Source organism: Desemzia incerta (assembly GCF_900115825.1).
GTDB lineage: Bacteria > Bacillota > Bacilli > Lactobacillales > Carnobacteriaceae > Desemzia > Desemzia incerta.
This window is the reverse complement of sequence record NZ_FOXW01000003.1, coordinates 179,750-204,981: the sequence shown is the minus strand read 5'-3', so window position 1 is coordinate 204,981 and position 25,232 is coordinate 179,750. Positions and strand designations below refer to the sequence as shown.

Sequence of the window (25,232 nt, the reverse complement as noted above, 5' to 3'; positions counted from 1 at the left end):
AGGAGTGGTTTCTTGTTGTCAAAAAAGAAAACTGTCCAAATTATTGAAGCAATGGGAGAGATTTTTCCTGAAGCAGAATGCGAATTGATTCATCGGAATGCTTTTGAATTATTGATCGCCGTTATGTTGAGTGCCCAAACAACAGATGTCTCGGTCAATCGCATCACGCCTCAATTGTTTGCTGCATTTCCTACTCCTGAGGCTTTTGAACATGCGACAGTAGAAGAGGTTCAAGAACACATCAAATCAATCGGCTTATACCGAAACAAAGCCAAATATATAAAAGGTTGCTGCCACAAGTTAGTAACTGAGTTCAATGGACAAGTTCCTGAAACGTTAGAAGAACTTCAGTCGTTGCCTGGCGTTGGAAGAAAATCTGCTAATGTTGTTCTCAGTGTAGCTTTTGGAGTGCCGGCAATAGCGGTAGATACTCATGTTGAACGAGTAACGAAACGATTGAGAATCGTTCCTCAAAAAGCTAATGTAAGAGAAGTAGAAGAGGTTTTGATGAAAAAATTGCCGCCAGAATTATGGGGAAAAGCTCATCACCGGTTGATCTTTTTTGGCAGATATCAATGCTCTGCGCGCAAACACGATCACGAAAAGTGCTTGGCTTTACTGGAAAGCCATATGACAGAAATCTAAAAGAGCACAAAAAAAGAATGGGAATTTTCATCCCATTCTTTTTTTGTGCTCTTATTCGTCTTCGTCATCTTCATCTTCAGTTTCTGAAGCAGAACTGCTGCTTGATTGAGCTTCTGATGCTGATGATTCAGAAGAACTCGAACTGCTTTCTTGTGACTGACTTGAGGAACTTTGCGAGCTTTCAGATTCGGAAGAACTAGATTCTTCTGACGAGCTTTCGCTTTCATCGCCATCTGATTCTTCTTCACTGCTTTCTTCGTCTTCCCCTGAAGGAGGAACGGTTACGCTGGCAGAAGCTCCTGGACTAGTTTTACCACGTGCTTTAACTTTCAAGGTGATGTTCATGGTTCCTTCTGGTGGATCTTGTACAACATAACCTAAGTCACCAGTTGTAGCAGTTTGATCACCTATTTTCAGTTCATAAGTGACATCTCCGTCTCCCTCTAGAGAGTAGGCATCCCAATTGATAATGACTTCATCTGCTTCTGCATCATAAGAGGCAGTTAAACCAGTCGGAGCAGTCAAATCTTTATCAAAAGTAGTTGAAACTTTTGTCGGTTCAGTGCCTCGAACAAACAATTCCGTTACTTTTTCAGAACTTGGAGTGCTAGGACCTGGTAAAGCAGCTGGATTTGATCCTTTTTCTACAGCTACCTCAACTACAGAATTAGGTTTGGACCAATCTCTATTTTCAACAGATTCAGCAAGATAAGCCATCACTTCGCGATAAACCAATCTAGGAATTTCACGAGTACCATCATCAAATGATAACCAATGACCTTCTTGAGTCCGATTAACGTAACCTGTCCAGACAGCTACGGAGTAATTCGTTGTATAACCAACGAAAGTAGAATCAGGAACAGCTCCATCTGGAATATTGTTTTGTGCTATTTCATCAGCACTATAATTAGACGTTCCTGTTTTACCGGCTTGGATCAATCCAGGAATATTAACTGTTTGAGAAGTGAACTCTACATTGACAACATCTTTTAACATATCTGTGACCATATAAGCTGTATAATCGCTCATAGCTTTATTAGTAGAAGGCGTCAGATCGATTTCTTCTCCATCAGCTGTAACGATTTTAGAAACAGTGTATGGTTCAGTGTACTCTCCACCATTAGCAAATGCAGCGTAAGATCCTGCAAGTTCAATTGGCGTTAATTCACCACTGATCGAATCAGATTCGTTGATTCCTTCACCGTTGGCTTTTCCACGATAGTTTCCAAGACCAATGTTTTCCATAAATTGTTGCGTGTTTTGTTTACCTACATCTTTGAAAATTTTGTATGTCGGAACATTACGAGAATCCACTAGAGCACGACGCATGCTGATTTGTCCCTCGTAATCTCTGTCCCAGTTATTGATTTTTTTACCAGTACTGTAATTTGTCGGTTCGTCAACTACTTGATGATGAGTAGAATATTTCAAATATTCGATGGCTGGACCATATGTCGTCAAAGGTTTGATAGTAGAACCGATTTGTTTAGGGTCACTAGCATGGTTAAAGCTTAATTGACCTTCGGCTTTACGAGAACCGCCGATTGCTTTCAATTGACCAGTCTTAGGATCTACGACTGTTACAGCTGTCTGCATCTCGTCATTAGGGAAAATATTGTATTCATCAGAATTTAAAACCTCATAGACTTGTTTTTGTGCATCCATATCAATGTTTGTATAAATTTTCAGACCAGCTGTCTGAGGATCTAAACCGGTTTTTTCTCTAACTTCTTCTATAACTGTTTCTAAATAATTGTCAATTACCATCACGTCAGCAGATTTGTCATCTTTTTCAGCTAAACCTTCCGTAATAGGAATCTCGCGTGCCGTTTTCATTTCTTCTTCAGAGATTTTTTCGTTCTCGAACATCATGTAAAGTACTGTATCGCGTCGCTCTTTTGCTCGCTCTGGATTAGTGTAGGGATTGTAAGCATTTGGTGCTTGTGACATACCAGCTAATAATGCAGCTTCATGCAGTTCTAATTCACTCGCTGGTTTATCAAAATAATGTTTGCTGGCAGTACCCATACCATATTGGTTATCAGACATATAAACTTTATTGATGTAAAAAGTCAAGATTTGTTCTTTTGAAAATTCTTGTTCTAGTTTTAGTGCCAACCAAGCTTCTTGAGCTTTACGTTTAATGGTTTGGTCTTCTTTTTTGGTAGAAAATTTGGACAGTTTGATCAATTGTTGCGTAATTGTACTACCGCCTTCAGAACCAAATCCGTCGGTGACGTTAGCTAGAACAGCCCCCGCGATACGAATCGGATCTACTCCGATATGATTGTAGAATCGTTGGTCTTCAATAGAGAGAACCGCATCTACTAATACTTGCGGAATCTCACTTGCTTCAATGAGTTCACGTTCCTCACCACTGGAATAAATTTCATTACCATCTGGATCATAATAGACTGTATTAGGGCTGTCTACGATATCTTCCACTGAGATCTCAGGAGCACTAGAGGCGTAATAAGCGAATAGACCTGCACCGCTTACTAAGGCTAGAATTATAAGAGCAGCTAACCCTATTAAAATCTTTTTGAACAACGATTTATTGGATTTCTTCTTCTTTGGAACTTTTTTTCGAGTACCATTTTTCTTCTTTTGATTCTTCTTCTGAGAAACACGAGACATTTCATTATTTTCTGGCATATCTTAATTCTCCTTAACTAATTTCCACATAAACTATGTGCTTTGACATTTAAATCTGATTTCCTATATCTTCATTACATACGGAATTTCTCTATGATTTGATCTACCACATCTAAATAAGGAATGCGTGGCGAAAAACTATAATACATCTCATAAGCCTTTTTTTCAAGCTCAGTTAGCGGAATAGATTTCCTGCCACGAGCTTGTTTATCCCAAAAATCCAATAAGTGACGAGCTTCCAAGAGAAACAAACGGTTTAATGACGAAAACTTTAAAATGACAAAACAAATACCCTCATGACGTAAACACTGACGCATATGAGTAATTTGATGTTGATGAAAATTCTTTAAAGGAAAAGACTGTTTGTTTTTGGTTTCTTTTGCTTCAAAGTCTAAATAAAATCCTTTATAGACTCCATTGTAGTCAGTAGTAGAAGCTTGCTTGAAATAAGCCTCTTTAATAACTGCAGCACTTCGTTTAGGATAATCAACGTTAACAATTTGAATAGGTGTGGGTTTTTTATGGATCACAGCCCGTTCTTGTATTAGATAGGTTATATTGCTATCATTGATATCATCCTCTAACGACATTCCTCGGTTGCTGAAGACAGTTTTTTTACGCTGTCTATTTTGTTGGGTTTTAGCAACAACAGGCTTTGTATATTGCTTGCCATTTGGATAATTAACTACCATTTGCATCACTTCCTAATGTGCATTATACCAAATATAATACTTGAAAGAAAAGGAGATTCAGTGACTTTATGACAAACTTATATATCAGCGGCTATCGAACCTATGAATTAGGAGTATTTACTGGTAAAGATCCTAAAATCAACGTAATCAAAAAAACTTTAAAAAATGAAATTAGCCAATTTATCGAAAGTGGAGTCGACTGGATTCTGACGAGCGGCCAATTAGGAGTAGAACAATGGGCTGTCGAAGTGGTCGACGAATTAAAGAAAGACTATCCTGAAGTTAAACAAGCCATTGTATTTCCTTTTCTCGAATTCGGTTCAAATTGGAAAGAAGAAAGCAAAACAAAATTGATGGAACTTCAACAAATGGCTGACTATACAGAGTCAACTTCTCATCAACCTTATAAAGATCCATCACAATTAAAAAATCATCAACAGTTCATGTTAGACCATACGGACGCCGCTTTATTGGTTTATGATCCTGAACATGAAGGGAAAACGTCGTTTGTCTACCAAGCGATCCAAAAGAAACAAGAAAAGACCCCTTATGAATGTCGCTTAATTGATTTCGATCAGTTGCAAAATACAATTGAATTTGGGATGGAATAAATCGGCAAAAAATGAAAAAGAGGATAAAATATTAAAAGTTCAGTTTGCTGTTTTTTTTTGACGGTATCTTTGTTATAATAGGAATGTATAAGAGAGTTTCTATTAAGATATAAAAGATGAGACGAATGAGGTGTAATTATGGCAGATAGAACTTTAACGACTAAAGACATCCTTCAAAAAGAATTTAAAACAGGGATGCGCGGTTACAACCCAGCAGAAGTAGATGAGTATTTGGATGAAGTCATTCGTGATTATGAATCCTACAATAAAGAAATCAGTCAGTTGAAAGCTGAAAATGAACGTCTACATAGCAAGGTAGATGAATTAACAAAACAAGTTTCGTTGCAAAAACCAAGTCAATCTGGTCAATCAGCGAATACAGTTACTAATTTTGACATTTTGAAGCGACTTTCTAATCTAGAAAGACATGTATTCGGTTCTAAATTAGATGCGGATCACTCAAATGATTTTGAATAATCTTTAGATAATGTGTTACACTAATATTTGTAAATTTCGGGCAATCGCGGTCTAGCTTGACTAGGCTGAGGAAAGTCCATGCTCGCACAAACTGAGATGTTTGTAGTGTTCGTGCTTAGCGAAATCATAAGCTAAGGCCTCCAACTTATGTTGGAGTGACGGCAGAAAAAAAGGCTAAGGCGGAAACGCTATGCCTGAGTATTCTTGAAAGTGCCACAGTGACGAAGCAATATTGGAAACAATATTGGTGGAACGGGTAAACCCCTCGAGCGAGCAACCCAAACTTTGGTAGGGGCACTCTTTCTATGGAAATGAACAGATGAAAGAGGCAATTTTTTGCAGACAGATGATTGCCTCCGGATAATTCGAGCCTGAAGATTATCCGAGACAGAACATGGCTTACAGAAATTTACAAATCAGGGAAACCCTCCTTTTTTAAGGAGGGTTTTGTACATATTTTTTGCTTTTTTATCAATAGGCATTAGTATAGTAGAAAAAGAATGGAGTACTCTATATGAATTCAAAAAAATTTAAATTGGTTGCTACTGCAGCTAGCGGTATTGAAGCTTTAGTAGGAAAAGAATTGCGTCAACTCGGCTATGACTGCGAAGTTGAAAACGGAAAAGTTTATTTTGAAGGCGGTTTGGAAGACATCGCCCGCACGAATCTTTGGTTGCGTACAGCAGACCGTATCAAAATCGTTGTAGCTGAATTTGAGGCTTTTACGTTTGATGAATTATTTGAAAAAACAAAAGCAGTGGCATGGGAAGACCTTATTCCAATGGATGGAGAATTTCCTGTGGCTGGAAAATCAATCAAATCTAAATTGTATAGTGTGTCAGATTGTCAAGCGATCGTAAAAAAAGCCATCGTAAACCGATTAAGCGATGTTTACCATCGCACAACTCGTTTGCCTGAAAGCGGAGCATTGTTTCCTTTGGAAGTAGCTTTACTGAAAGACAAAGTAACCATCACTTTAGATACGACAGGTTCAAGTTTATTCAAACGTGGCTATCGTACTGAAAAAGGTGGAGCACCTTTGAAAGAAAATATGGCCGCTGCCTTAGTGATGTTAACTACGTGGAGAAAAGACAAACCCTTTTTAGATCCTATGTGCGGTTCAGGTACAATTGCTATTGAAGCTGCGTTGATTGGTCACAATATGGCACCTGGTTTCAATCGTTCTTTTGTTTGTGAAGAGTGGGACTGGTTTGACAAAGAAGTTTGGGATAGCGCACGTGAACAAGCTGAAAAAGAAGCAGACTATAATGTAGAGTTGGACATCCAAGCATCAGATATCGATGGCAAATTGATTGAGATCGCTAAGCGCAATGCTGCTGAAGCAGGAGTATTAGACAGCATCACATTCAAACAAATGCAAGTAGCTGATTTTACGACTGAAAAAGAGTATGGAGTTATGGTAGCTAATCCGCCTTACGGACAACGTTTGGGAGAAGAAGAAGAAGTGCGCCAACTCTATCGTGAAATGGGGAAAGTTTTCCGCCCATTAGATACTTGGAGCAAATACATTTTAACAAGTGATTTGACCTTTGAGAAAGAATACGGAGAAAAAGCGACTAAAAAACGTAAATTGTATAATGGAGCTTTACGTACGGACTTGTTCCAATATTGGGGAAAACGTCCACCTCGTGTGAAAAAAGAAAACGAATAAAGAGTAAAAAAATCCGCAGGGAATTTCTCGCCTGCGGATTTTTTTATTGCTATCCGTTTGTGACTATTAAGCATTAATGATTGCTTTCATTATGGCGTTTCCAGCAGTTAGTTTCTTGATACAACTAGTGGGGAAACGAAAATTACAGAGCAGAAAAATGTAGTTTCTGTATACAACCAACCAACGAAAGACTTATCTGACAAAGGTTAATTTTTTCTAAAGATGTTGTATAAACAAGGCTGGAATATAAATTTCCGTATACCATTCAATGAGACAATGATACAATAGTGAAATGATTCATCATCTTTAAGAATCTGAAAGGTTTATTTTTCGCAATGCTTGTCGAGCTAAATTATCAGCTCCTTTGTTTTGAGCGTCTGGGATCCAGTGAATCAAATAGACTTCAAAATGTTTCAATAGAGAGAGTAAATCTTTTAGATAAGGTTTAAAACTTTCGTTTTTGACGTATTTTTTCTCAACGGCTGATACCGCTATCTTGCTGTCAGAGAATATTTGTAATAATTCACTTTCCATGTTATGTTCAATAACATAAGACAGCCCTTTAATTAAAGCGATAAATTCAGCTTCGTGATTGCTATAAATACCTTTAAGAGGGACCGCGACTTGTTCGTGCTGATTCTCGCCAACTATGACGAACCCTATTCCACTAGGACCAGGATTTCCTTTAGTAGCTGCATCAGTATAAAGTTTCAACATGTATATAGACTCCTTTAGCGAATGAGTTAATTTCTTTTTTAATAATGATGACATAGATAGAAATCTTTATGTATTGTTTTACATAGGATGAATGTGAGGGAATTGTGTGAAGCGCAATAAAATGTTTAAAGTGATCCTTTCTTTTGAACCTGCTTATCAGATCATTTATTGGTCTGTTTGTTGGCTGACTTTTTTTATAGCTGTTATAGCAGCTTTGGAATACACTACTTTTAATTGGATCAGTGTATTATTTGGAATTCTTGCGGTTGGGTTGATCGTTTTGGCTAGAGCTCTTCAGCTAAGTATCGAAAATCAGCAATTTATTTTTGCTTACTTTAGAAAGAAAAAAATCATCTCTGCAGAATCGATCACTAAAATCATGTTCTCCAGTACTAGAGGCTTGATTTTGTTTAATAATGATGATGTTGAACCATATCGGTTTTATTTGAATCAAAAAAACAAACAACGATTTTTATCCTATGTAAAAGTTTCTTATCCGGGAATACTGTTAGAAGAGCAGCAAGAAATTTTTTCAGAATATTGAGTAATATAGTAGTAGGATAAAAAAGTGGAAAATAAGAAAAAAGAGCGGGGATTAAGCCCACTCTTTTTTTCTTGCACTAAACTCGTTTTATCTGTTATTTCTCATATGTCTCTGCTGTCTTTTAGTGGACTGCAGATATTATTCAACGACTCTAACACTGGTGGCTTGAGAGCCGCGGCTTCCTTCAGCGATTGTAAAAGTTACTTTTTGTCCATCTGAAAGAGATTTATACCCCTCTGCTTCAATACCTGTAAAATGTACGAATATGTCTTCTGAATCATTGTATTCTATGAAGCCATAGCCTTTGTCATTATTGAACCATTTCACAACACCATTTTCCATGATAGGGTTCCTCCTAAGTAGGGGATATTTTGAATGCGATGGTATTACAAGCCAAAATGCAGGGCTTTAAATCATTATATGGATAAACAAATAATCCGTCAACGAAAAACTGATTCAATTTGGTTGAGATTCTTTGATCAAAATGTTTAAGAGAAGTTTTGTTCGTTTAAATAATACGGTATACTAGAAAAGAAGGAATAAAGAGATCCAATATAGGAAGGATGAACGCTTGTATGTTATCAGATATCCAAATTGCACAGCAATCAAAGAAAAAGAAAATCAAAGAGATTGCTCAAACGATCCAATTAACAGAAGAAGATTTAGAACTGTACGGAGACGATAAAGCTAAAATAAAGTTGGAGACGATCCAACAGTTGAAAGATAAGCCAAATGGAAAATTGGTGTTAGTCACGTCTATCAACCCGACTCCTGCCGGGGAAGGAAAATCGACTATATCTGTCGGTTTAGCAGATGCTTTATCAAGAGTTGGAGAATCTACTATTCTTGCTTTAAGAGAGCCTTCTCTGGGTCCTACGATGGGAATTAAAGGTGGAGCAGCTGGAGGCGGGTATGCGCAAGTCATTCCTATGGAAGATATTAATTTGCATTTTACAGGAGATCTTCATGCATTGACGTCAGCTAACAATGCATTGTCTGCTTTTATCGATAATCATATTTATCAAGGAAACGAATGCAACATCAATCCAACGACTGTTTCTTGGAAAAGAGCGGTGGATTTGAATGACCGTGCGTTACGCCAAGTGGTCGTTGGTTTAGGCGGAAGAATAAACGGCGTACCTAGGGAAGATGGATTTGATATTACAGTCGCCAGCGAGTTGATGGCCATTCTTTGTTTGACAACTGGATTGAATGATCTAAAAGAGCGTCTAAAACGAATCGTGGTAGCCGAAACATACGACAAAAAACCAGTTACTGTAGCAGATTTACAAGTTGAAGGGGCTTTAGCATTGTTATTGAAAGACGCAATCAAGCCGAACCTTGTCCAAACATTGGAACATACTCCTGCTTTAGTTCATGGTGGTCCATTTGCCAATATTGCTCATGGCTGCAACAGCGTTTTAGCCACAAGCACAGCGATGAAGTTAGCGGATTACACGGTAACCGAAGCTGGATTTGGTGCAGACTTAGGCGCAGAAAAGTTCTTAGACATCAAAGTTCCTAATTTGGAAAAATCTCCTGATGTGGTGGTTATCGTAGCGACGATTCGCGCCTTAAAAATGCATGGTGGGGTTTTGAAAGACCAATTAGAAGAAGAAAATGTAGAAGCTATTCGTAAAGGATTCAGCAATCTAGAAAAACACATTGAAAATATCCAACGGTATGAATTGCCAGTTGTCGTTGCTATCAATGAATTCAGTAAAGACACTCCTTCTGAAATCAACGGATTAGCTGAATTACTGGAACAAAAGAATATCCCTTACGCCAATGCTTCTGTTTGGGCAAATGGCTCAGAAGGCGGAGTTGAATTAGCTCAAAAAGTTATTGAAATCTCCGATCAAAAACGTGAAACCTTTGTGCCTCTTTATGATGACTCTAGTACGTTAGCAGAGAAAGTGCAGCGAGTTGTCACAGATATTTATGGAGGAAAAGAAGTTTCTTTCACTAAAAAAGCTGCGGCCCAAATGAAATTATTCGAACGCAGAGGATGGGGTCATTTGCCAGTCTGTATGGCGAAAACCCAGTATTCACTTTCAGATGATCCGAAAAAATTAGGTCGTCCTGAAGATTTTTCGATTACTGTAAGAGAATTTATCCCTAAATTAGGTGCTGGATTTATTGTGGCTTTGACAGGGGATGTATTGACGATGCCTGGTCTGCCGAAAAAACCGGCAGCCTTGAATATGGACATTAAAGAAAATGGAGAGATCACCGGACTCTTTTAATAAACAATAAAAATAGAACCCGCCTTGGCACTGAAAAACGGTCAAGACGGGTTCTGTTTTAGCAGATTATTCTAAAGTAACTTAAAGGGTTTCAATTTGATATAAGAATGTTAAAATAAGAAAGACCATTTTAACCTGGCAATTAAAATAGCATCCAAATATATATAAATGAAAGAGTTGAGATCGGATTATGAAAGAATTGAAAGTAGAAAATTTGACTCGTACGTATGGAGAAAAAGTACTTTTGAATGAAGTGAATTTTTCCATTATGGAAGGCGATCGTATTGGATTGATCGGTGTCAACGGTTCTGGAAAGACCAGTTTATTGAACACACTGACAGGTAGAGACAAAGCTGAAAAAGGGTCTATTCAAAAACCAAAAGACTATCGGATCGGTTACTTGATGCAAGATCCCGAATTAGACGGAGATAAATCGGTTTTTGATGCTGTTTTCCAAGGAGAAACTCCCATCTTAAAAGCTGTCCGTGAATACGAAAAAGCTTTAGAACAGCTGAACAAAGATCCGATGAATGAAACTTACCAACACCAATTCTCTAAAGCTGAGCAAGTCATGACTCAAGAAGACGCTTGGATTGCTGATACCAACGCAAAAATTATTTTGACTCAACTTGGTGTTACTCAATTGAACCAGCTGGTTTCTACTCTTTCTGGTGGGCAGCGTAAACGAGTTGGGTTAGCTCAAGTGTTGATTCAAGCACCAGATCTATTGATTCTAGATGAGCCGACCAACCATTTGGACTTCGAAACGATCAGTTGGTTAGAGAACTACCTTAGTCAATACAAAGGCGCTTTGCTGTTAGTTACCCATGATCGTTATTTCTTAGACCGAGTGGTCAATCGTATCATCGAGTTGTCACATGGAGATTTGCATTTCTATAAAGGAAATTATATGCAATATGTAGAAGAACGTGCGATTCGCCAAGAAGCAGCTGTTCAAGCTGAGCACAAACGGAATCAGTTGTATAAAAAAGAATTGGCGTGGATGCGTACAGGGGCTAAAGCGAGAACGACGAAACAACAAGCTCGTATTGATCGTTTTCAAGACTTGGAAGACAACTTAAATCAAGTGAAGTTAGATGGACAAGTAGAAGTCAATTTAGAAGGATCTCGTTTAGGAAAACGAGTTTATGAGCTGAAAGATGCCAACCTGACCATTGAACATAAAACAATCTTAAAAGACTTTAACTTACTGGTTCAAAGTAATGACCGTATTGGAATCATGGGGAAAAATGGAACCGGAAAATCATCGTTGTTGAACATTTTGGCAGGAAGAAGAGAAATAGATTCTGGAGTGTGCACTGTCGGTGAAACTGTCAGAATGGCTTACTTCACTCAAGAAATCGAAGATATGGATCCGACTAAACGGGTGATCGCTTATTTGCAGGAAGTGGGAGAAGAAGTTTCGACCAGTGCTGGAGAACGGATCAGTGTGACCAATTTATTAGAGCAATTTCTGTTCGAACGATACACTCACGGAACCCAAATCGGAAAACTTTCAGGCGGAGAAAAGAAACGTTTGTACCTATTGAAATTGTTGATGCAGCAACCAAATGTCTTATTGTTGGATGAGCCAACTAATGATTTGGATATTGCAACATTAACCGTTTTGGAAGATTACATTGAAACTTTCCCAGGCGCTGTGATTGCTGTTTCGCATGACCGTTATTTCTTAGATAAGATCGGCGACAAAATGTTGATTTTTGAGGGTGAGGGAAATATCCATATTCATTACGGCAGCTCGACTTCTTATTTAGAAAAAGAACAATCTGCTGATCAGTCAACTAAATCGACTAAGACAAAAGCTCCAGCAAAAGAAACGGAAGAAGCGAAACCGAAAGAAAAAGTGAAATTAACTTATATGGAGCAAAAAGAATGGGATACCATTGAAAATGACATTGCAGAACTAGAAGAAACAATTGATTCTATTCAAGAAGAAATGAATCAAACCGGAAATGACTTTGCTCTCTTGCAAGAATTACAAGCGAAGTTGACCGTTAAGGAAACAGAATTGGAAAATAAAATGGAACGGTGGGAATATTTAGCTTCCTTTACCGAATTATAAGGCAAACGGGATTTTTTAGGCTGAAAATGTGGAGGGATATTAAGTGGAAGAAGCTTATTTAGCGTTAGGGAAAACAATACTTGAAGAAGGTGTCAATAAAGGGGATCGCACAGGTACAGGAACCAAAAGCATATTTGGTCACCAGATGCGTTTTGACTTGCAAAAAGGATTTCCTTTGTTGACGACAAAAAGAATTCCATTTCGATTGATCAAAAGCGAACTGCTTTGGTTCATCAAAGGTGATACAAACATTCGTTACTTGTTGGAGCAAAACAACCATATTTGGGATGAATGGGCGTTTGAACGTTACGTAAAAAGTGCCGAGTATAAAGGGCCAGACATGACAGATTTCGGTAGACGAGCTTTGGTCGATGAAGAATTTAATGAGCGTTATCAAGTTGAAATGGCAAAGTTTACGGATCAGATATTGCAGGATGAAGCATTTGCAGCACAATATGGAGAATTAGGGAATGTGTACGGATCTCAGTGGAGAAATTGGAAGACCTCTCAAGGAGAAACCATTGATCAGCTAAAAGATGTGATTGAAATGATCCAAAAAACTCCTGATTCTAGAAGATTGATCGTCTCTGCATGGAATCCGGAAGATGTGCCTAACATGGCGTTGCCGCCGTGTCATACGCTATTTCAATTCTACGTTGCAGAAGGGAAATTGAATTGTCAATTGTACCAACGCAGTGCAGATGTCTTTTTAGGTGTTCCTTTCAATATTGCCAGCTATGCTTTACTGACTCATTTGATTGCTCATGAAACGGGACTGGAAGTTGGAGAGTTTGTCCATACTTTTGGAGATGCTCATTTGTATGTGAACCATATTGAGCAGATGAAAGAGCAATTAGCTAGAGAACCTCGTGCTTTTCCAACACTTAAATTAAATACAGACAAAAAAAGTATCTTTGATTTTGAGATGGAAGATATTGAAATCAGCGATTACCATCCGCATCCAAGAATCAAAGCTCCAATAGCTGTTTAGGACAGCTCAATTGGAGACAGATAGGAAGAAAAAGCAGGGGGAATAACAGATGATAGCATTTTTATGGGCAGAAGACCAAAAAGGGTTGATCGGAAAAAATGGGACATTACCTTGGTATTTACCAAATGATCTGAAGTATTTTAAACAGGCTACCATTGGGCAAGCAGTAGTCATGGGACGGAAAACTTTTGAAGGGATGGGCAAAAAGCCTCTTCCGAATCGAATCAATATTATTTTGACAACTGATAAAGATTACCATGCTGAAGGTGTCGAAGTCATGCACAGCCGAGAAGAAGTATTGAAATTTGCCGAAGGATATGAAAAAGATACTATGATCATTGGCGGTTCAGGAGTATTCCAACATTTCTTAGACGATGTAGATATGTTGCATCGGACCGTTATTGAGCAGGAATTTGAAGGAGATACTTATATGGTTCCCATGAACTGGGATGAATGGACTTTAGTTCGATCTGAAGCAGGCGAATTAGATGAAAAAAATAAGTATCCTCATCGTTTTGAATTGTACAAACGGAAAACTCGTTAACGAAACAGCACTGAACTTTACTGCTTTATAGGGGTAAAGTTCAAGCATGTTTTATTTTTTTATAAATTTTTGAGATATATGGGTCTAGAACTTATTTTTTGTGAGAAAAGATGGTAAAATGGGTGGGATTCAACCAGCTGGGAAAAAAGCTGGTTGAAGAAAGTTATTTTTGAATATCATTTGAAGAGAAAAGAAAGGAAGCAAGTGTCATTATCATGAAAACGATACGTTCATTACTGACTAGTTTGCTGTTTCTCGTATTAGTGAGTTTACTGGTAGTGTTTGTCTTAAATACCGTACTGAATCAGCCGGAAAAAGAAGAACAGGCAAAAGAAACTCCCCAGAAAGTTGAATTAGTCGCTATTGGAGATTCTTTAACAGAAGGTGTTGGAGATAGTTTAGGCAGTGGAGGATACGTTCCAAGAGTAGCTGAGCTGATGGAAGAAACAAAGCCTGTATCTGAAGTTATTACCCATAATTTTGGTGTAAGCGGCAAACGCAGCGACCAAATCCTATCCCGTATGGAAACCGATCCTGAAATTGAAGCAGCTGTAAAAGAAGCGGATATGGTGGTTTTTACGGTTGGAGGAAATGACATCATCAAGACCTTTAAAAATGAATTGCTGAATGTCCAATTGGAGAGTTTTAAGGAACCTTTAAACATGTATGAAAAAAATGTCAAAAAAATGATCGAGATGGTTCAACAATGGAATCCCGATACAGAGATTTATTTGTTTGGCGTGTATAATCCTTATGCACTTTACTTTTCAGAGATTGAAGAGATGCAAGTGATTCTTGATGAATGGAATAAAAAAACGAGTTCCCTCGCTCAGCAATACGACAATACACATTATGTGCCGATCGATGAAGCTTTTGTTGTTGAAAGCAATTTGACAGACGTCAAAGCTGCGCAATCATCGCCGGAAAATACTCAAGTGATTGAGAATCCTTATTTATACGAAGATGATTTATTTCATCCAAACGATGCAGGCTATAGTAAAATGGCTGGCATCTTGTTCAATGAAATGAAAAAATATGAAGACCTTTTGGATTAATGAAGCAAGAATTGATATAATGCAGCTAAAAAGGAGAGCCTATGGAAGAGAAACGAGCAAAGAAACAAACTAAAGCTCCAATCAATTATTGGAAGTGGGCTTTTTTAACGTTAGCAGCCGTTTTGTTGGGTACGGGCATTTGGCTGGTCCAACAGCTACAAGTTCAACCGGCTAGTCAAGAAATCGTCAATGAAACGGCAGTTGATACTTCAGATGTGATGACATTTAGTGTGTCCGCACGAAAAGAAGAAGTCACACAATTGATGAATCAATATATTGAAGAAGAAGTTGCGGGAAGTAACGTGAACTATGAAGTTCTTCTGGATGAAACGTTCCAGTTAGCGGGAAGTTTTCAATTGTTTGGGTTTGAAGTGCCCTTCAATTTATTCATGGATCCTTATGTGACTGAAAATGGCAATATCCAGTTGAAAGCAAACGAATTATCATTAGGCCGATTGAATTTGCCGATTTCATTTGCGATGAACCAAATAGGCAGTCAATTATCTATTCCGGATTGGGTAGTGATCAATGGAGAGAATGAAACGATCACTTTTAATTTAAATGAATTTCAACTGGAAAGCGGGATGTTTTTCTCTGCTGAACGAATCGATTTGGTGGAAAATGACATTTTAGTCAACGTACACGTGCCTGCTTCTACAAATGAATAATATAAAGAAAAGAGGAAATGAAGATGTTTGAAACAGCTGTTTTTGCAGGGGGATGCTTTTGGTGTATGGTCTCTCCTTTTGATCAACAACCAGGAATCAAGTCTGTTGTCTCTGGATATACAGGAGGCCACACAGTTGATCCAACTTACGAAGAAGTAAAAACACAATTGACCGGTCACACAGAAGCCGTAAAGATTACTTTTGACCCTAAAGTGATCTCTTATGGAGAATTGGTCGAAATTTACTGGAACCAAACTGATCCGACAGATGCAATGGGGCAATTTATGGATCGCGGCAGCAGTTATCGACCGGTGATTTTTGTAGAAAATGAAGAACAACGTGCAGTTGCAACGGCTTCTAAAGAAATGTTAGCGGCAAGCGGCAAATACACTAAACCGATCGTCACTACTATAGAAGATAGTTGTCCATTCTACGAAGCCGAAGAAGAGCACCAAGAGTTTTACCGTAAAAATCCAGAGCGCTACCAGCAAGAAAAGGAAGAACGAAAAGAGTATACAAATAAACAAAAAATGGGGCAAATTTGATGACTAGATCGTTTTACCATTATTTAATGACCGAAAGAGATGGCAACATGAAAGACCCGATAACAGTTTTTGCCAACGCTGCTTTTCGAGACACTGATTTTCCAAAACAATCAAAAGATTATCATGAAATCAGCCATTATTTAGAAATGTATGGCACCTATTTAGATTCGATGACTATTTTTGATGACGCATGGGAAAGATACCAATCAACAAAAAAATAAAAATTATTGGAGGAATTAGACATGAGTGTACATATTGAGGCTAAAGAAGGACAAATTGCAGAAACGATTTTATTACCTGGAGACCCATTACGTGCAAAATATATCGCAGAAACGTTTTTAGAAGATGTAGAACAATACAATTCTGTCAGAAATATGTTTGGTTATACAGGCACCTATAAAGGGGAACGCATCTCTGTTCAAGGAACCGGCATGGGGTTGCCTTCAATCATGATTTATGCAGAAGAATTGATCACACAATACAATGTTCAAAACTTGATTCGTGTAGGAACTGCCGGCGGAATGAAGGAAGACATCAAAGTACGTGACGTTGTGATTGCTCAAGCAGCTACAACTGATTCAAGTGCAGTAGCCAATACCTTTAACGGACAAGTACATTTTGCCCCTATTGCTGACTTTGACTTATTGAAAGCAGCGTATGATTCAGGGATCGAAAAAGGCTTAAATATGCGTGTAGGAAATGTATTGTCAGCGGACCGCTTCTACAACGAAGAACTGGACAAGAAAAAATTGGCTGATTATGGGGTAATGGCCGTTGAAATGGAAGCTGCGGGTCTTTATACATTGGCTGCTAAATACAATCGTAAAGCATTGGCTATTTTAACGATCAGTGACCATTTGATAACTGGTGAAGAAACATCTGCTCAAGAACGCCAAACTACTTTCAATGACATGATCGTTATCGCATTAGATGCAGCTTTGAAAGTTAAAAAATAGTCTTAGAGAAAGAAAAGTGATACACTTTTTATCAAGTAAACAACTTGCCAACTTATGGTGATCAGAAAGGAGCACTTCATGAAAAATGACGATCAAAACAAGAAAAAGTTAAAACGTGTTCATCCTGCAGCTTTCGGCGCTTCTTTAGTGGTAGTAGCATTGCTATCCGTTGGCATGACACTGTTGGCGACACATGCTGCTGGACCGGATGTTCCAACTGCAGAATCTTCCAGCTCAGCAGCTTCCAGTCAATCTGAATCTGCTGCAATCAGCAGCAGCGGAATTGATTACACTAAATTTGAATCGGTTTATAATACATTGATGACGACTTATTATGAAGAAGTTGATGGTGAGGCTTTGATGGAGGGCGCCCTTTCAGGCATGACAGAAGCTGTCGGAGATCCTTATACCGAATACTTGGACTTATCCGATTCAGCTAATTTGAATGAAAGTATTGATGCTTCGTTTGAAGGTATTGGAGCAGAAGTTCAAAAACAAGGCGATAATATCATGATTGTTTCTCCTATCGCCGGCTCTCCGGCTGAAAAAGCAGGATTGTTGCCAAATGATATTATTCTCAAAGTGGATGATCAAGAATTGAATGGTCTGTCGTTAAACGAAGCCGTTTCTTACATTCGTGGAGAAAAAGGCACACAAGTCGTACTGACGATCCAAAGAGGAGATAGTACTTTTGAAGTAACCATCACAAGAGATACGATTCCTGTAGAGACGGTTATTTACAATCTTGATAAAGAAGACCCTACGATAGGATATGTAAGTATTACCAGCTTTTCGACACCAACTTATGAGGAATTAGTAGCGGCTGTTGAAGACTTGAGATCGCAAGGAGCGAAATCATTTGTCTTTGATGTTCGACAAAACCCAGGTGGTCTATTAGATGGCGCTATCACTATTTCAAATATGTTCTTAGAAGATGGAGAAGTGATTCTGCAGACAGAAGAACGGAATCAAGAACCTGTGCCTGTAGTAGCTGATGATGCTTCCTATGGCGAATTCCAAATCACAGAGCCTTCTGTTTTATTGGTTGATGAAGGAAGTGCCAGTGCCTCTGAGATTTTAGCAGGGGCCTTGCAAGAATCAGCTGAATTGCCGATCATCGGATCAAAAACATTTGGTAAAGGGACTGTCCAGTCTGTTATTCCTTATGCAGATGAAAGCGAACTGAAACTAACGATTGGGAAATGGTTGACGCCTGAAGGCAACTGGGTCCACGATAAAGGATTAGAACCGGATGTTGTTGTTGAGCTGCCTGACTATGCCTACTTGTTGATGATCAATTCATCAGAAACTTACCAACAAGGTGACACTTCAGCGGAAGTGGAGAACTTAGAAAAAGTGATCGAAGCTTTAGAATATGAAGTTGGTTCTGCTGACGGTTACTTTGATGAGGACACTACTAAAGCAGTAGAAGAGTTTCAAGCGGATCAAGATCTAGAAGTGAATGGCGTTGTCACTGGAGATACCGCATTGGCGTTAATTACGGAGTTGCGCGAACTGATCGATGCAAATGATACACAATACGAGGAAGCAGTTGAATACCTTAAACAATAATTAATGAAAAAAGAAGACCCAGTGTCTTCTTTTTTTTCTGGAAACCAACAAAAACATAGTTATTTCAGCAAATTTTTAGTATGATAAAGATAAATGAAGTTTGGAGCGGGAATAAGATGAAAAAATATTGGAAGGAAAATTTGAAAGGTTGGCTGAAAGCAGCTTTATTTGCCTCTGTGGCAGTAGCCATTATGAAAAGCTTTCTTTTTCTTCCTGTTGCTATTGAAGGATCATCGATGTTTCCAACGTTTCAACAAAACGATCAAATCATCGTGGGAACGATCCATCAAATCGAACGGTTTGATGTCATTGTTTTTCGAGATGATGTCAATCGGACATTTGTCAAACGTGTGATCGGTCTTCCTGGTGAGAGTATTCGGTATGAAAATGATCAATTATTTGTGAATGACCAACCAGTAAAGGAGTCTTTTTTGAACAATGATTATGTCGAAAAAGCAGGCGGAGTTTGGACTTCTAATTTTACTCTAGAAAGTTTGACCGGAGAAGCCGTGATTCCAGAAGGCCATTATTTTGTTTTAGGCGATAATCGACGGCTTAGCCATGACAGCCGATATTACGGGCCTATTCCTGCAGAGATGATCGTAGGAGAAGCCATTATGGTATACTATCCATTACCAAGAATATCTGTGGTCAATTAAATGATGAAGGTAGGAGATAGAAGTGCAAAACAATCATGACTCAACTAATAAGCAAGAGAATTCATCGTTTGAACCAAGAAAAACTAAATACCCTTCCCAGAAAAAGAAAGGGTCTAAGACACCTGATAAAGAACCTGTGAGTAAAGTAAGAGAATTTATCAGCACGCTGTTATATGTGGTAGTGGCTTTAGCCATCTTTTTACTAGTGAGACATTTTCTGTTTGCTCCGGTAAGTGTTGAAGGAGATTCTATGGTGCCGACGTTGCATGACAATGATCGGTTGATCTTAAACAAGGTAGCGGATATCGACCGGTTTGACATTGTGGTTTTTGACGCTCCCGACGAGCCTGGCAAACAATACATCAAACGAGTCATCGGTGTTCCTGGAGACATGGTGGAAATGAGAGACGATCGGTTGTATGTCAATGGAGAAGAAGTCCCTGAAGAGTATTTAAACAGCGAATATTTCACAATTGACGAGACAGATCAATTTACGGAAGATTTTAATCTGGCTATTCTAACAGGTCAAGATGTTGTTCCGGAAGGGCACTATTTCTTGATGGGAGATAACCGGATCAATTCAAAAGACAGCCGCTATTTTGGGTTCGTAAAAGACAGTCACATTACTGGAACGACGGATTTGAGAATCTGGCCGTTGAAAGATTTTGGAGACGTCAATCAAGCTAACGAGTAATCAGGAAACAAAACAAGGTGAATACACAATAGGATAAGACTAATCAAGAAACTTTGACCTAGCGCTTTGAGGTCAAGTTGTGATTAGTTTTTATTTTTGGAATAAAAAAGAAATAAAGGACGTGAGACTTATGGCGACAATACAATGGTATCCAGGTCATATGGCAAAAGCAAAGAGACAAGTAGCAGAAAAATTGAAATTGGTAGATGTTGTTTTTGAATTGGTTGATGCACGACTTCCAGAATCTAGTCGAAACCCTGTGTTGGATGAGATCATTCAACACAAACCGCGTATATTGATTTTAAACAAAAGCGATCTGGCGGACAGACGAGCAACTCAACAGTGGATCAGTTATTACGCAAAACAAGGTATTCCGGCTATTCCTATCGTAGCTCAAGAAGGAAAAGGAATGAAAGAAATCACCGCAAAAGCTCAAGAGTTAATGAAGCCTAAATTTGATCGTATGGCTGAAAAAGGAATGAAGCCGCGTCCGATTCGTGCAATGAGCATTGGTATTCCAAACGTAGGAAAATCTACACTGATCAACCGACTAGTGAAGAAAAATATTGCTAAGACTGGAAACAAGCCAGGTGTTACTAAAGCACAGCAATGGTTGAAATTAGGAAAGGAAATCGAATTATTAGACACACCAGGTATTCTATGGCCAAAATTCGAAGATCCTGCCATTGGAAAAAAATTAGCATTGACAGGAGCTATCAAAGATACCTTACTGAATATAGACGACATTGTACTATATGGATTAAACTTTTTGAAAGAAAATCATCCAGATGCATTGGCTAAGAGATACAATTTAGACAACGAAGACTTGAACTTGAGTGATGCTGAATTATTGATGCTGATCAGTGAAAAAAGAAACTTTAGAGACGATTACGAACGAGCAGCTGAAATGGTCTTACATGAGATCCGCAGCGGTAAAATAAGTCCTTTCACCTTAGACGTAGTGCCGGTCAGTCTGTCTGAAGGAGATAGCGAGAATGACTGATGCACAAAAGCCGCTGAGTATAACGGAAGTTAAAAACATTTTGCAAACGATTGTTGATCCTCATGATGAACGCTTAAAGGAATTTCGCTTAGACGCGCGTAAAGGCGTTATTGCGGCTGTAAGAAGCTGGGACAAAAAAGCAGAAAAACAGCAATTGGCACAAGAAAAACTCCAGGAAATGCTGGCGTACGAAAGACGAGCATGGGCTCATGGTAAAGAGTTTATTGCCGGAGTAGATGAAGTAGGCCGTGGACCATTGGCTGGTCCTGTTGTTTCTGCGGCTGTTATTTTTCCGGAAGATTTCAATATCGTAGGTATCAATGACTCGAAACAACTTTCATTAGCTAAACGAAATGAGTTATTTGATATCATCCAAGAAAAAGCATTGGCTGTTGGAGTTGGCATCAAAGACGCTGCAGTTATTGATCAAGTCAATATTTATGAAGCCTCAAAATTAGCTATGCTGGAAGCGATCGAACAGATGCCGATTCAGCCTGATCACTTGCTGGTAGATGCTATGACGTTGCCACTACCGATCTCTCAAGAAAGCATCATTAAAGGAGACGCCAAAAGTGTCTCGATCGCCGCTGCTAGTATCATTGCTAAAGTCACTCGTGACCGAATGATGGAAGAATATGATGTTATGTATCCGGGATACGGTTTTCCAAACAATGCGGGATACGGCACAAAAGAACACCTGACTGCCTTAGAAGACTTAGGGGTTACTCCTATTCACCGCAGAAGTTTTGCTCCAGTGAGAGAAGCCTTACTCAACTAAGGTATATTCCATTATTGCAAATATAAACAAGTTAAACACCCATAAACTGAGGTTTTTAAACCTTTTTATGGGTGTTTTTTTGGTTTTTTTTATCTTTCACGTACTTCCTCTTTGTTTACGTATCTTTTAGGTAAAGGAGTGTGAAAGAGCATGTTGGAAATAGATAATATAAATCAAGTCATGCTGCATTTTTCATTGTGCAAAGGACTTGATGCGACTCAACGCATTATGATGGGCGTCATTTTAATGGAAGAACCTAATGTGACGTTAGCAGAACTCGCTGACAGAGTTGGGATGAAAGAAAAGCAAAAAGCATTGTTTTACGCTAGTTATGCTGCTATAGATTTAGAGCAAATCATAGAAGACTACAAGAAGTTGGGAATTCAGTGGGTGTCTTTTTTTGATGCTTCTTTTCCACATTATCTGAGACACATTTATGACCCGCCATCATTGTTATTCTATAAAGGAAATATTGATTTGTTAAAAGAGAATTTATTGTCTGTTGTTGGTTCAAGAGCACACAGCCGATATGCTGCAGAAGTTTTGGAAGCTTTTGTTCCAAGGCTTATCGGCAATGATTTTGTATTAGTCAGCGGATTAGCTAAAGGGGTCGACACATTGACTCATCAATTGACGATCAAGCATTCCGGAAAGACCGTAGCGGTTATCGGCTGCGGATTGGATCAATGCTATCCTTATGAAAATAAAGTCTTACAAGAAGTAATTGCAAAAGAACATTTGCTGTTGTCTGAATACCCAGCGGGCACTAAACCGCTTAGACACCATTTCCCGATGAGGAATCGGATCATTGCTGGAATCAGTTTAGGGACTTTGGTGATAGAGGCTAAATACCGCAGCGGCAGTTTGATTACGGCTAATATCGCATTGAAAGAAGGGCGGGAAGTTTTTGCCGTTCCGGGAAATATTACGAGTCCATTCAGCGGTGGGACAAACGACTTGATCGTTCAAGGAGCGACATGTGTATTGAGTGGAGAAATGCTGGTCGAAAACTACTTGAAATAAAAAAACTTTTATATTTTATAATGGGTTTAACAAGAGAGGAGAGAATAAGGGAAGAAACGTTGGTGCAGATTGACTTTAGACCCTTTTTAAATAGACTTTTGAAATAAGGATATTTTCCTGTTTAGTTGAAAGTCTTTCATTTGAATAGTTGACAAACGACTAGTGAATAGCATAAGATGATTTACGATTTCAGTTAGCTATTATTAATCGATTAGATAAGTATAAACAAACTGTTCAAATGAGAGGAGTTTTTATTTGGCCTATAAATATTTGGTGATCGTTGAGTCGCCTGCTAAAGCAAAAACAATTGAAAAGTATTTAGGAAAAAATTACAAAGTGGTGGCAAGTTTAGGTCATATCAGAGATCTTCCTAAAAGTCGTATGGCAATTGATACCGAAAACAACTATGAACCCGAATACATTTCTATCAGAGGAAAAGGCCCTTTGATCAAAGAATTGAAAAAATTTGCAAAAAAAGCTGATAAAGTCTATCTCGCAGCCGATCCGGATAGAGAAGGAGAAGCTATTGCATGGCATTTATGCCATTTATTAGGCTTAGATATAGAAGATAAAAATCGTGTTGTCTTTAATGAGATCACAAAAGACGCTGTAAAAGGTGCTTTTAAAGAACCGCGCTCCATCAATATGGATTTAGTAGACTCTCAACAAGCTAGACGTGTACTAGACCGTTTAGTTGGATATACGATCAGTCCTATTTTATGGAAAAAAATCAAAAAGGGTTTAAGTGCGGGAAGAGTTCAATCAGTAGCCTTGAAATTGATTTGCGACCGTGAAGAGGAAATCAATCAGTTTGAACCTGAAGAGTATTGGACGATCGATGGTAACTTCAAAAAAGGAACAAAGAAATTTAAAGCAGCCTTTTATGGAGTGAATGGTAAAAAGACTAAATTGTCTGATTCCAAAGATGCTCAAAAAATCATCAAACAAATGGATGGCGATGAATTTGAAATCACTAAAGTAGTGAAAAAAGAACGAAAACGTAACCCATCCCTTCCATTTACTACCAGCAGCATGCAACAAGATGCTGCGCGTAAAATCAATTTCAAAACACGTAAAACGATGATGATCGCTCAACAACTATATGAAGGAATTTCTCTAGGACGCGGTGGAGCTGTCGGATTGATCACTTACATGCGTACAGATTCTACTCGTATTTCAGATACCGCTAAAAATGAAGTGCATGAGTTCATTCAAAAGACTTATGGTGATGAGTATACGAATTCAAAAGCACGTGTAGGGAAAAAAGCGGAAAGTTCTCAAGACGCACATGAGGCTATTCGACCTTCTAGTGTTATGAGAACTCCTGAAGAGATTCAAAAATATCTCTCAAAAGACCAATACAAATTATACAACTTGATCTGGTCTCGCTTTGTAGCGAGCCAAATGAAACCGGCTATTTTTGATACGATGACAGTAGACTTGGAACGCAATGATGTTCTGTTTAGAGCTAATGGTCAAAAAATGAAGTTCCCTGGATATCAAAAAGTCTATATCGAATCAACGGATAGCGGAAAAGCAGAAAAAGATAATGTTTTACCGCCTTTAGAAGAAGGGGAAATAGCTACAACAGTGGATATCGAGCCAAAACAACATTTTACTCAACCACCCGCTCGTTTCTCAGAAGCTACGTTGATCAAAACGCTGGAAGAAAACGGTGTAGGTCGTCCTTCAACTTATGCGCCCACATTGGATACGATCCAAAGAAGATATTACGTTAAGTTAGCTGCTAAACGATTTGAACCTACTGAATTAGGAACTATCGTCAATGGCATGATCGCAGAATTCTTCCCTCAAATTGTAGACGTCCACTTCACTGCAGAAATGGAAAAAAATCTGGACCAAGTGGAAATTGGAGAAGAAGAATGGAAAAACGTTATTGACCAATTCTACAAACCGTTTAAAAAAACAGTTGAAGTAGCAGAAGAACAAATGGAAAAAATTCAAATCAAAGATGAACCGGCTGGTTTTGACTGTGAAGTTTGTGGTCATCCGATGGTGATCAAAATGGGTCGATATGGAAAATTCTATGCATGCAGTAATTTCCCTGAATGTCGAAATACGAAAGCTATCGTTAAAGATATTGGAGTGACTTGTCCAACGTGTAATAAAGGAAACGTCATCGAAAGAAAATCGAAGAAAAACCGTATTTTCTATGGCTGCGACCGTTACCCAGACTGCGAGTTCATCTCTTGGAATAAACCAGTTGGCCGAAACTGTCCTAAGTGTGAGCATCACTTAGAAGAAAAGAAAGTCGCTAAGGGCAAACAAGTCATTTGCAGCAACTGTGATTATAAAGAAGAACTTCAAAAATAATTGGATAAATGAGGATAAAATCTGCTATTAAGTTTCGTTTAAAGAATCCTCAATCGATTGTAATCCCT

The 25,232-nt window shown here is 38.5% G+C and carries 25 protein-coding genes and 1 other RNA gene; 22 read left to right on the top strand and 4 right to left on the bottom strand.

Annotated features, from left to right (window positions below):
• Positions 1–12: 12 nt before the first annotated feature.
• Complete coding sequence (gene nth, locus BM137_RS05160; RefSeq protein ID WP_092480095.1) at positions 13–645, top strand: endonuclease III; 633 nt, start codon at positions 13–15, stop codon at positions 643–645.
• A gap of 51 nt (positions 646–696) precedes the next feature.
• Here nth and BM137_RS05155 read toward each other — a convergent pair whose 3' ends face one another.
• Positions 697–3,300: a PBP1A family penicillin-binding protein gene (locus tag BM137_RS05155; protein ID WP_092480094.1), complete on the bottom strand. Its 2,604-nt coding sequence runs from the start codon at positions 3,298–3,300 to the stop codon at positions 697–699.
• 74 nt (positions 3,301–3,374) lie between these two features.
• A complete protein-coding gene (gene recU / locus BM137_RS05150) occupies positions 3,375–3,992 on the bottom strand; it encodes a Holliday junction resolvase RecU (RefSeq protein ID WP_092480093.1) in 618 nt (205 codons plus the stop codon).
• A gap of 68 nt (positions 3,993–4,060) precedes the next feature.
• Between recU and BM137_RS05145 the strand changes: the two genes are divergently transcribed.
• The 4 genes from BM137_RS05145 to BM137_RS05130 all read left to right on the top strand — a co-directional run bounded on the left by BM137_RS05145 (position 4,061) and on the right by BM137_RS05130 (position 6,752).
• The gene (locus BM137_RS05145; protein ID WP_092480092.1) at positions 4,061–4,603 is read left to right on the top strand and encodes an SLOG family protein; all 543 of its coding nucleotides are present in this window, start codon (positions 4,061–4,063) and stop codon (positions 4,601–4,603) included.
• 138 nt (positions 4,604–4,741) lie between these two features.
• Positions 4,742–5,080 (top strand): cell division regulator GpsB, encoded by a 339-nt coding sequence (gpsB, locus tag BM137_RS05140; RefSeq protein WP_092480091.1) that lies wholly within the window; start codon positions 4,742–4,744, stop codon positions 5,078–5,080.
• Positions 5,081–5,112: 32 nt separating this feature from the next.
• Positions 5,113–5,487, top strand: an RNA gene (rnpB, locus tag BM137_RS05135) — RNase P RNA component class B.
• Positions 5,488–5,594: 107 nt separating this feature from the next.
• The gene (locus BM137_RS05130; protein ID WP_092480090.1) at positions 5,595–6,752 is read left to right on the top strand and encodes a THUMP domain-containing class I SAM-dependent RNA methyltransferase; all 1,158 of its coding nucleotides are present in this window, start codon (positions 5,595–5,597) and stop codon (positions 6,750–6,752) included.
• Positions 6,753–7,058: 306 nt separating this feature from the next.
• Here BM137_RS05130 and BM137_RS05125 read toward each other — a convergent pair whose 3' ends face one another.
• Entirely contained in the window at positions 7,059–7,469 is a 411-nt protein-coding gene (locus BM137_RS05125; protein WP_092480089.1) for a ribonuclease HI family protein, read from the bottom strand.
• Between the two features lie 106 nt (positions 7,470–7,575).
• Between BM137_RS05125 and BM137_RS05120 the strand changes: the two genes are divergently transcribed.
• The gene (locus BM137_RS05120) at positions 7,576–8,013 is read left to right on the top strand and encodes an EbsA family protein (RefSeq protein WP_143084237.1); all 438 of its coding nucleotides are present in this window, start codon (positions 7,576–7,578) and stop codon (positions 8,011–8,013) included.
• 138 nt (positions 8,014–8,151) lie between these two features.
• Here BM137_RS05120 and BM137_RS05115 read toward each other — a convergent pair whose 3' ends face one another.
• The gene (locus BM137_RS05115; protein ID WP_092480087.1) at positions 8,152–8,355 is read right to left on the bottom strand and encodes a cold-shock protein; all 204 of its coding nucleotides are present in this window, start codon (positions 8,353–8,355) and stop codon (positions 8,152–8,154) included.
• Between the two features lie 233 nt (positions 8,356–8,588).
• On the opposite strand from BM137_RS05115, the gene BM137_RS05110 reads away from it, so the two are divergent.
• The 16 genes from BM137_RS05110 to topA all read left to right on the top strand — a co-directional run bounded on the left by BM137_RS05110 (position 8,589) and on the right by topA (position 25,164).
• Positions 8,589–10,259, top strand: coding sequence for a formate--tetrahydrofolate ligase (locus tag BM137_RS05110; RefSeq protein ID WP_092480086.1), 1,671 nt, complete (start codon positions 8,589–8,591; stop codon positions 10,257–10,259).
• A gap of 190 nt (positions 10,260–10,449) precedes the next feature.
• The gene (locus BM137_RS05105; protein WP_092480085.1) at positions 10,450–12,342 is read left to right on the top strand and encodes an ABC-F family ATP-binding cassette domain-containing protein; all 1,893 of its coding nucleotides are present in this window, start codon (positions 10,450–10,452) and stop codon (positions 12,340–12,342) included.
• A 43-nt stretch (positions 12,343–12,385) separates the two neighbouring features.
• On the top strand, positions 12,386–13,333 hold the full coding sequence (locus tag BM137_RS05100) for a thymidylate synthase (RefSeq protein ID WP_092480084.1): 948 nt from the start codon (positions 12,386–12,388) through the stop codon (positions 13,331–13,333).
• Positions 13,334–13,382: 49 nt separating this feature from the next.
• A complete protein-coding gene (locus BM137_RS05095; protein ID WP_092480083.1) occupies positions 13,383–13,877 on the top strand; it encodes a dihydrofolate reductase in 495 nt (164 codons plus the stop codon).
• Positions 13,878–14,092: 215 nt separating this feature from the next.
• Positions 14,093–14,932 carry a GDSL-type esterase/lipase family protein gene (locus BM137_RS05090; protein ID WP_092480082.1) on the top strand — a complete coding sequence of 280 codons (840 nt, stop codon included), beginning with the start codon at positions 14,093–14,095 and terminating at the stop codon, positions 14,930–14,932.
• A gap of 41 nt (positions 14,933–14,973) precedes the next feature.
• Entirely contained in the window at positions 14,974–15,600 is a 627-nt protein-coding gene (locus BM137_RS05085) for a YpmS family protein (protein WP_092480081.1), read from the top strand.
• Positions 15,601–15,623: 23 nt separating this feature from the next.
• Entirely contained in the window at positions 15,624–16,145 is a 522-nt protein-coding gene (msrA, locus tag BM137_RS05080; RefSeq protein ID WP_177192499.1) for a peptide-methionine (S)-S-oxide reductase MsrA, read from the top strand.
• The gene (locus BM137_RS05075) at positions 16,145–16,366 is read left to right on the top strand and encodes a YozE family protein (RefSeq protein WP_092480079.1); all 222 of its coding nucleotides are present in this window, start codon (positions 16,145–16,147) and stop codon (positions 16,364–16,366) included. The genes msrA and BM137_RS05075 overlap by 1 nt, the downstream gene beginning before the upstream one ends.
• Positions 16,367–16,387: 21 nt before the next feature.
• Positions 16,388–17,101, top strand: coding sequence for a purine-nucleoside phosphorylase (gene deoD, locus BM137_RS05070; RefSeq protein ID WP_092480078.1), 714 nt, complete (start codon positions 16,388–16,390; stop codon positions 17,099–17,101).
• Between the two features lie 78 nt (positions 17,102–17,179).
• Positions 17,180–18,673, top strand: a complete 1,494-nt coding sequence (locus BM137_RS05065; protein ID WP_092480077.1) for a S41 family peptidase — start codon at positions 17,180–17,182, stop codon at positions 18,671–18,673.
• Positions 18,674–18,789: 116 nt separating this feature from the next.
• Positions 18,790–19,332 carry a signal peptidase I gene (lepB, locus tag BM137_RS05060; RefSeq protein ID WP_092480076.1) on the top strand — a complete coding sequence of 181 codons (543 nt, stop codon included), beginning with the start codon at positions 18,790–18,792 and terminating at the stop codon, positions 19,330–19,332.
• 22 nt (positions 19,333–19,354) lie between these two features.
• Positions 19,355–20,026, top strand: coding sequence for a signal peptidase I (gene lepB / locus BM137_RS05055; RefSeq protein ID WP_280521784.1), 672 nt, complete (start codon positions 19,355–19,357; stop codon positions 20,024–20,026).
• 130 nt (positions 20,027–20,156) lie between these two features.
• Positions 20,157–21,029, top strand: coding sequence for a ribosome biogenesis GTPase YlqF (gene ylqF / locus BM137_RS05050; protein ID WP_092480074.1), 873 nt, complete (start codon positions 20,157–20,159; stop codon positions 21,027–21,029).
• Entirely contained in the window at positions 21,022–21,807 is a 786-nt protein-coding gene (locus tag BM137_RS05045; protein WP_092480073.1) for a ribonuclease HII, read from the top strand. Before ylqF ends, BM137_RS05045 begins: the two co-directional genes overlap by 8 nt.
• 150 nt (positions 21,808–21,957) lie before the next feature.
• The gene (gene dprA, locus BM137_RS05040; protein WP_244887654.1) at positions 21,958–22,830 is read left to right on the top strand and encodes a DNA-processing protein DprA; all 873 of its coding nucleotides are present in this window, start codon (positions 21,958–21,960) and stop codon (positions 22,828–22,830) included.
• A 255-nt stretch (positions 22,831–23,085) separates the two neighbouring features.
• Positions 23,086–25,164: a type I DNA topoisomerase gene (gene topA, locus BM137_RS05035; protein WP_092480072.1), complete on the top strand. Its 2,079-nt coding sequence runs from the start codon at positions 23,086–23,088 to the stop codon at positions 25,162–25,164.
• The last annotated feature ends 68 nt before the right edge of the window (positions 25,165–25,232 follow it).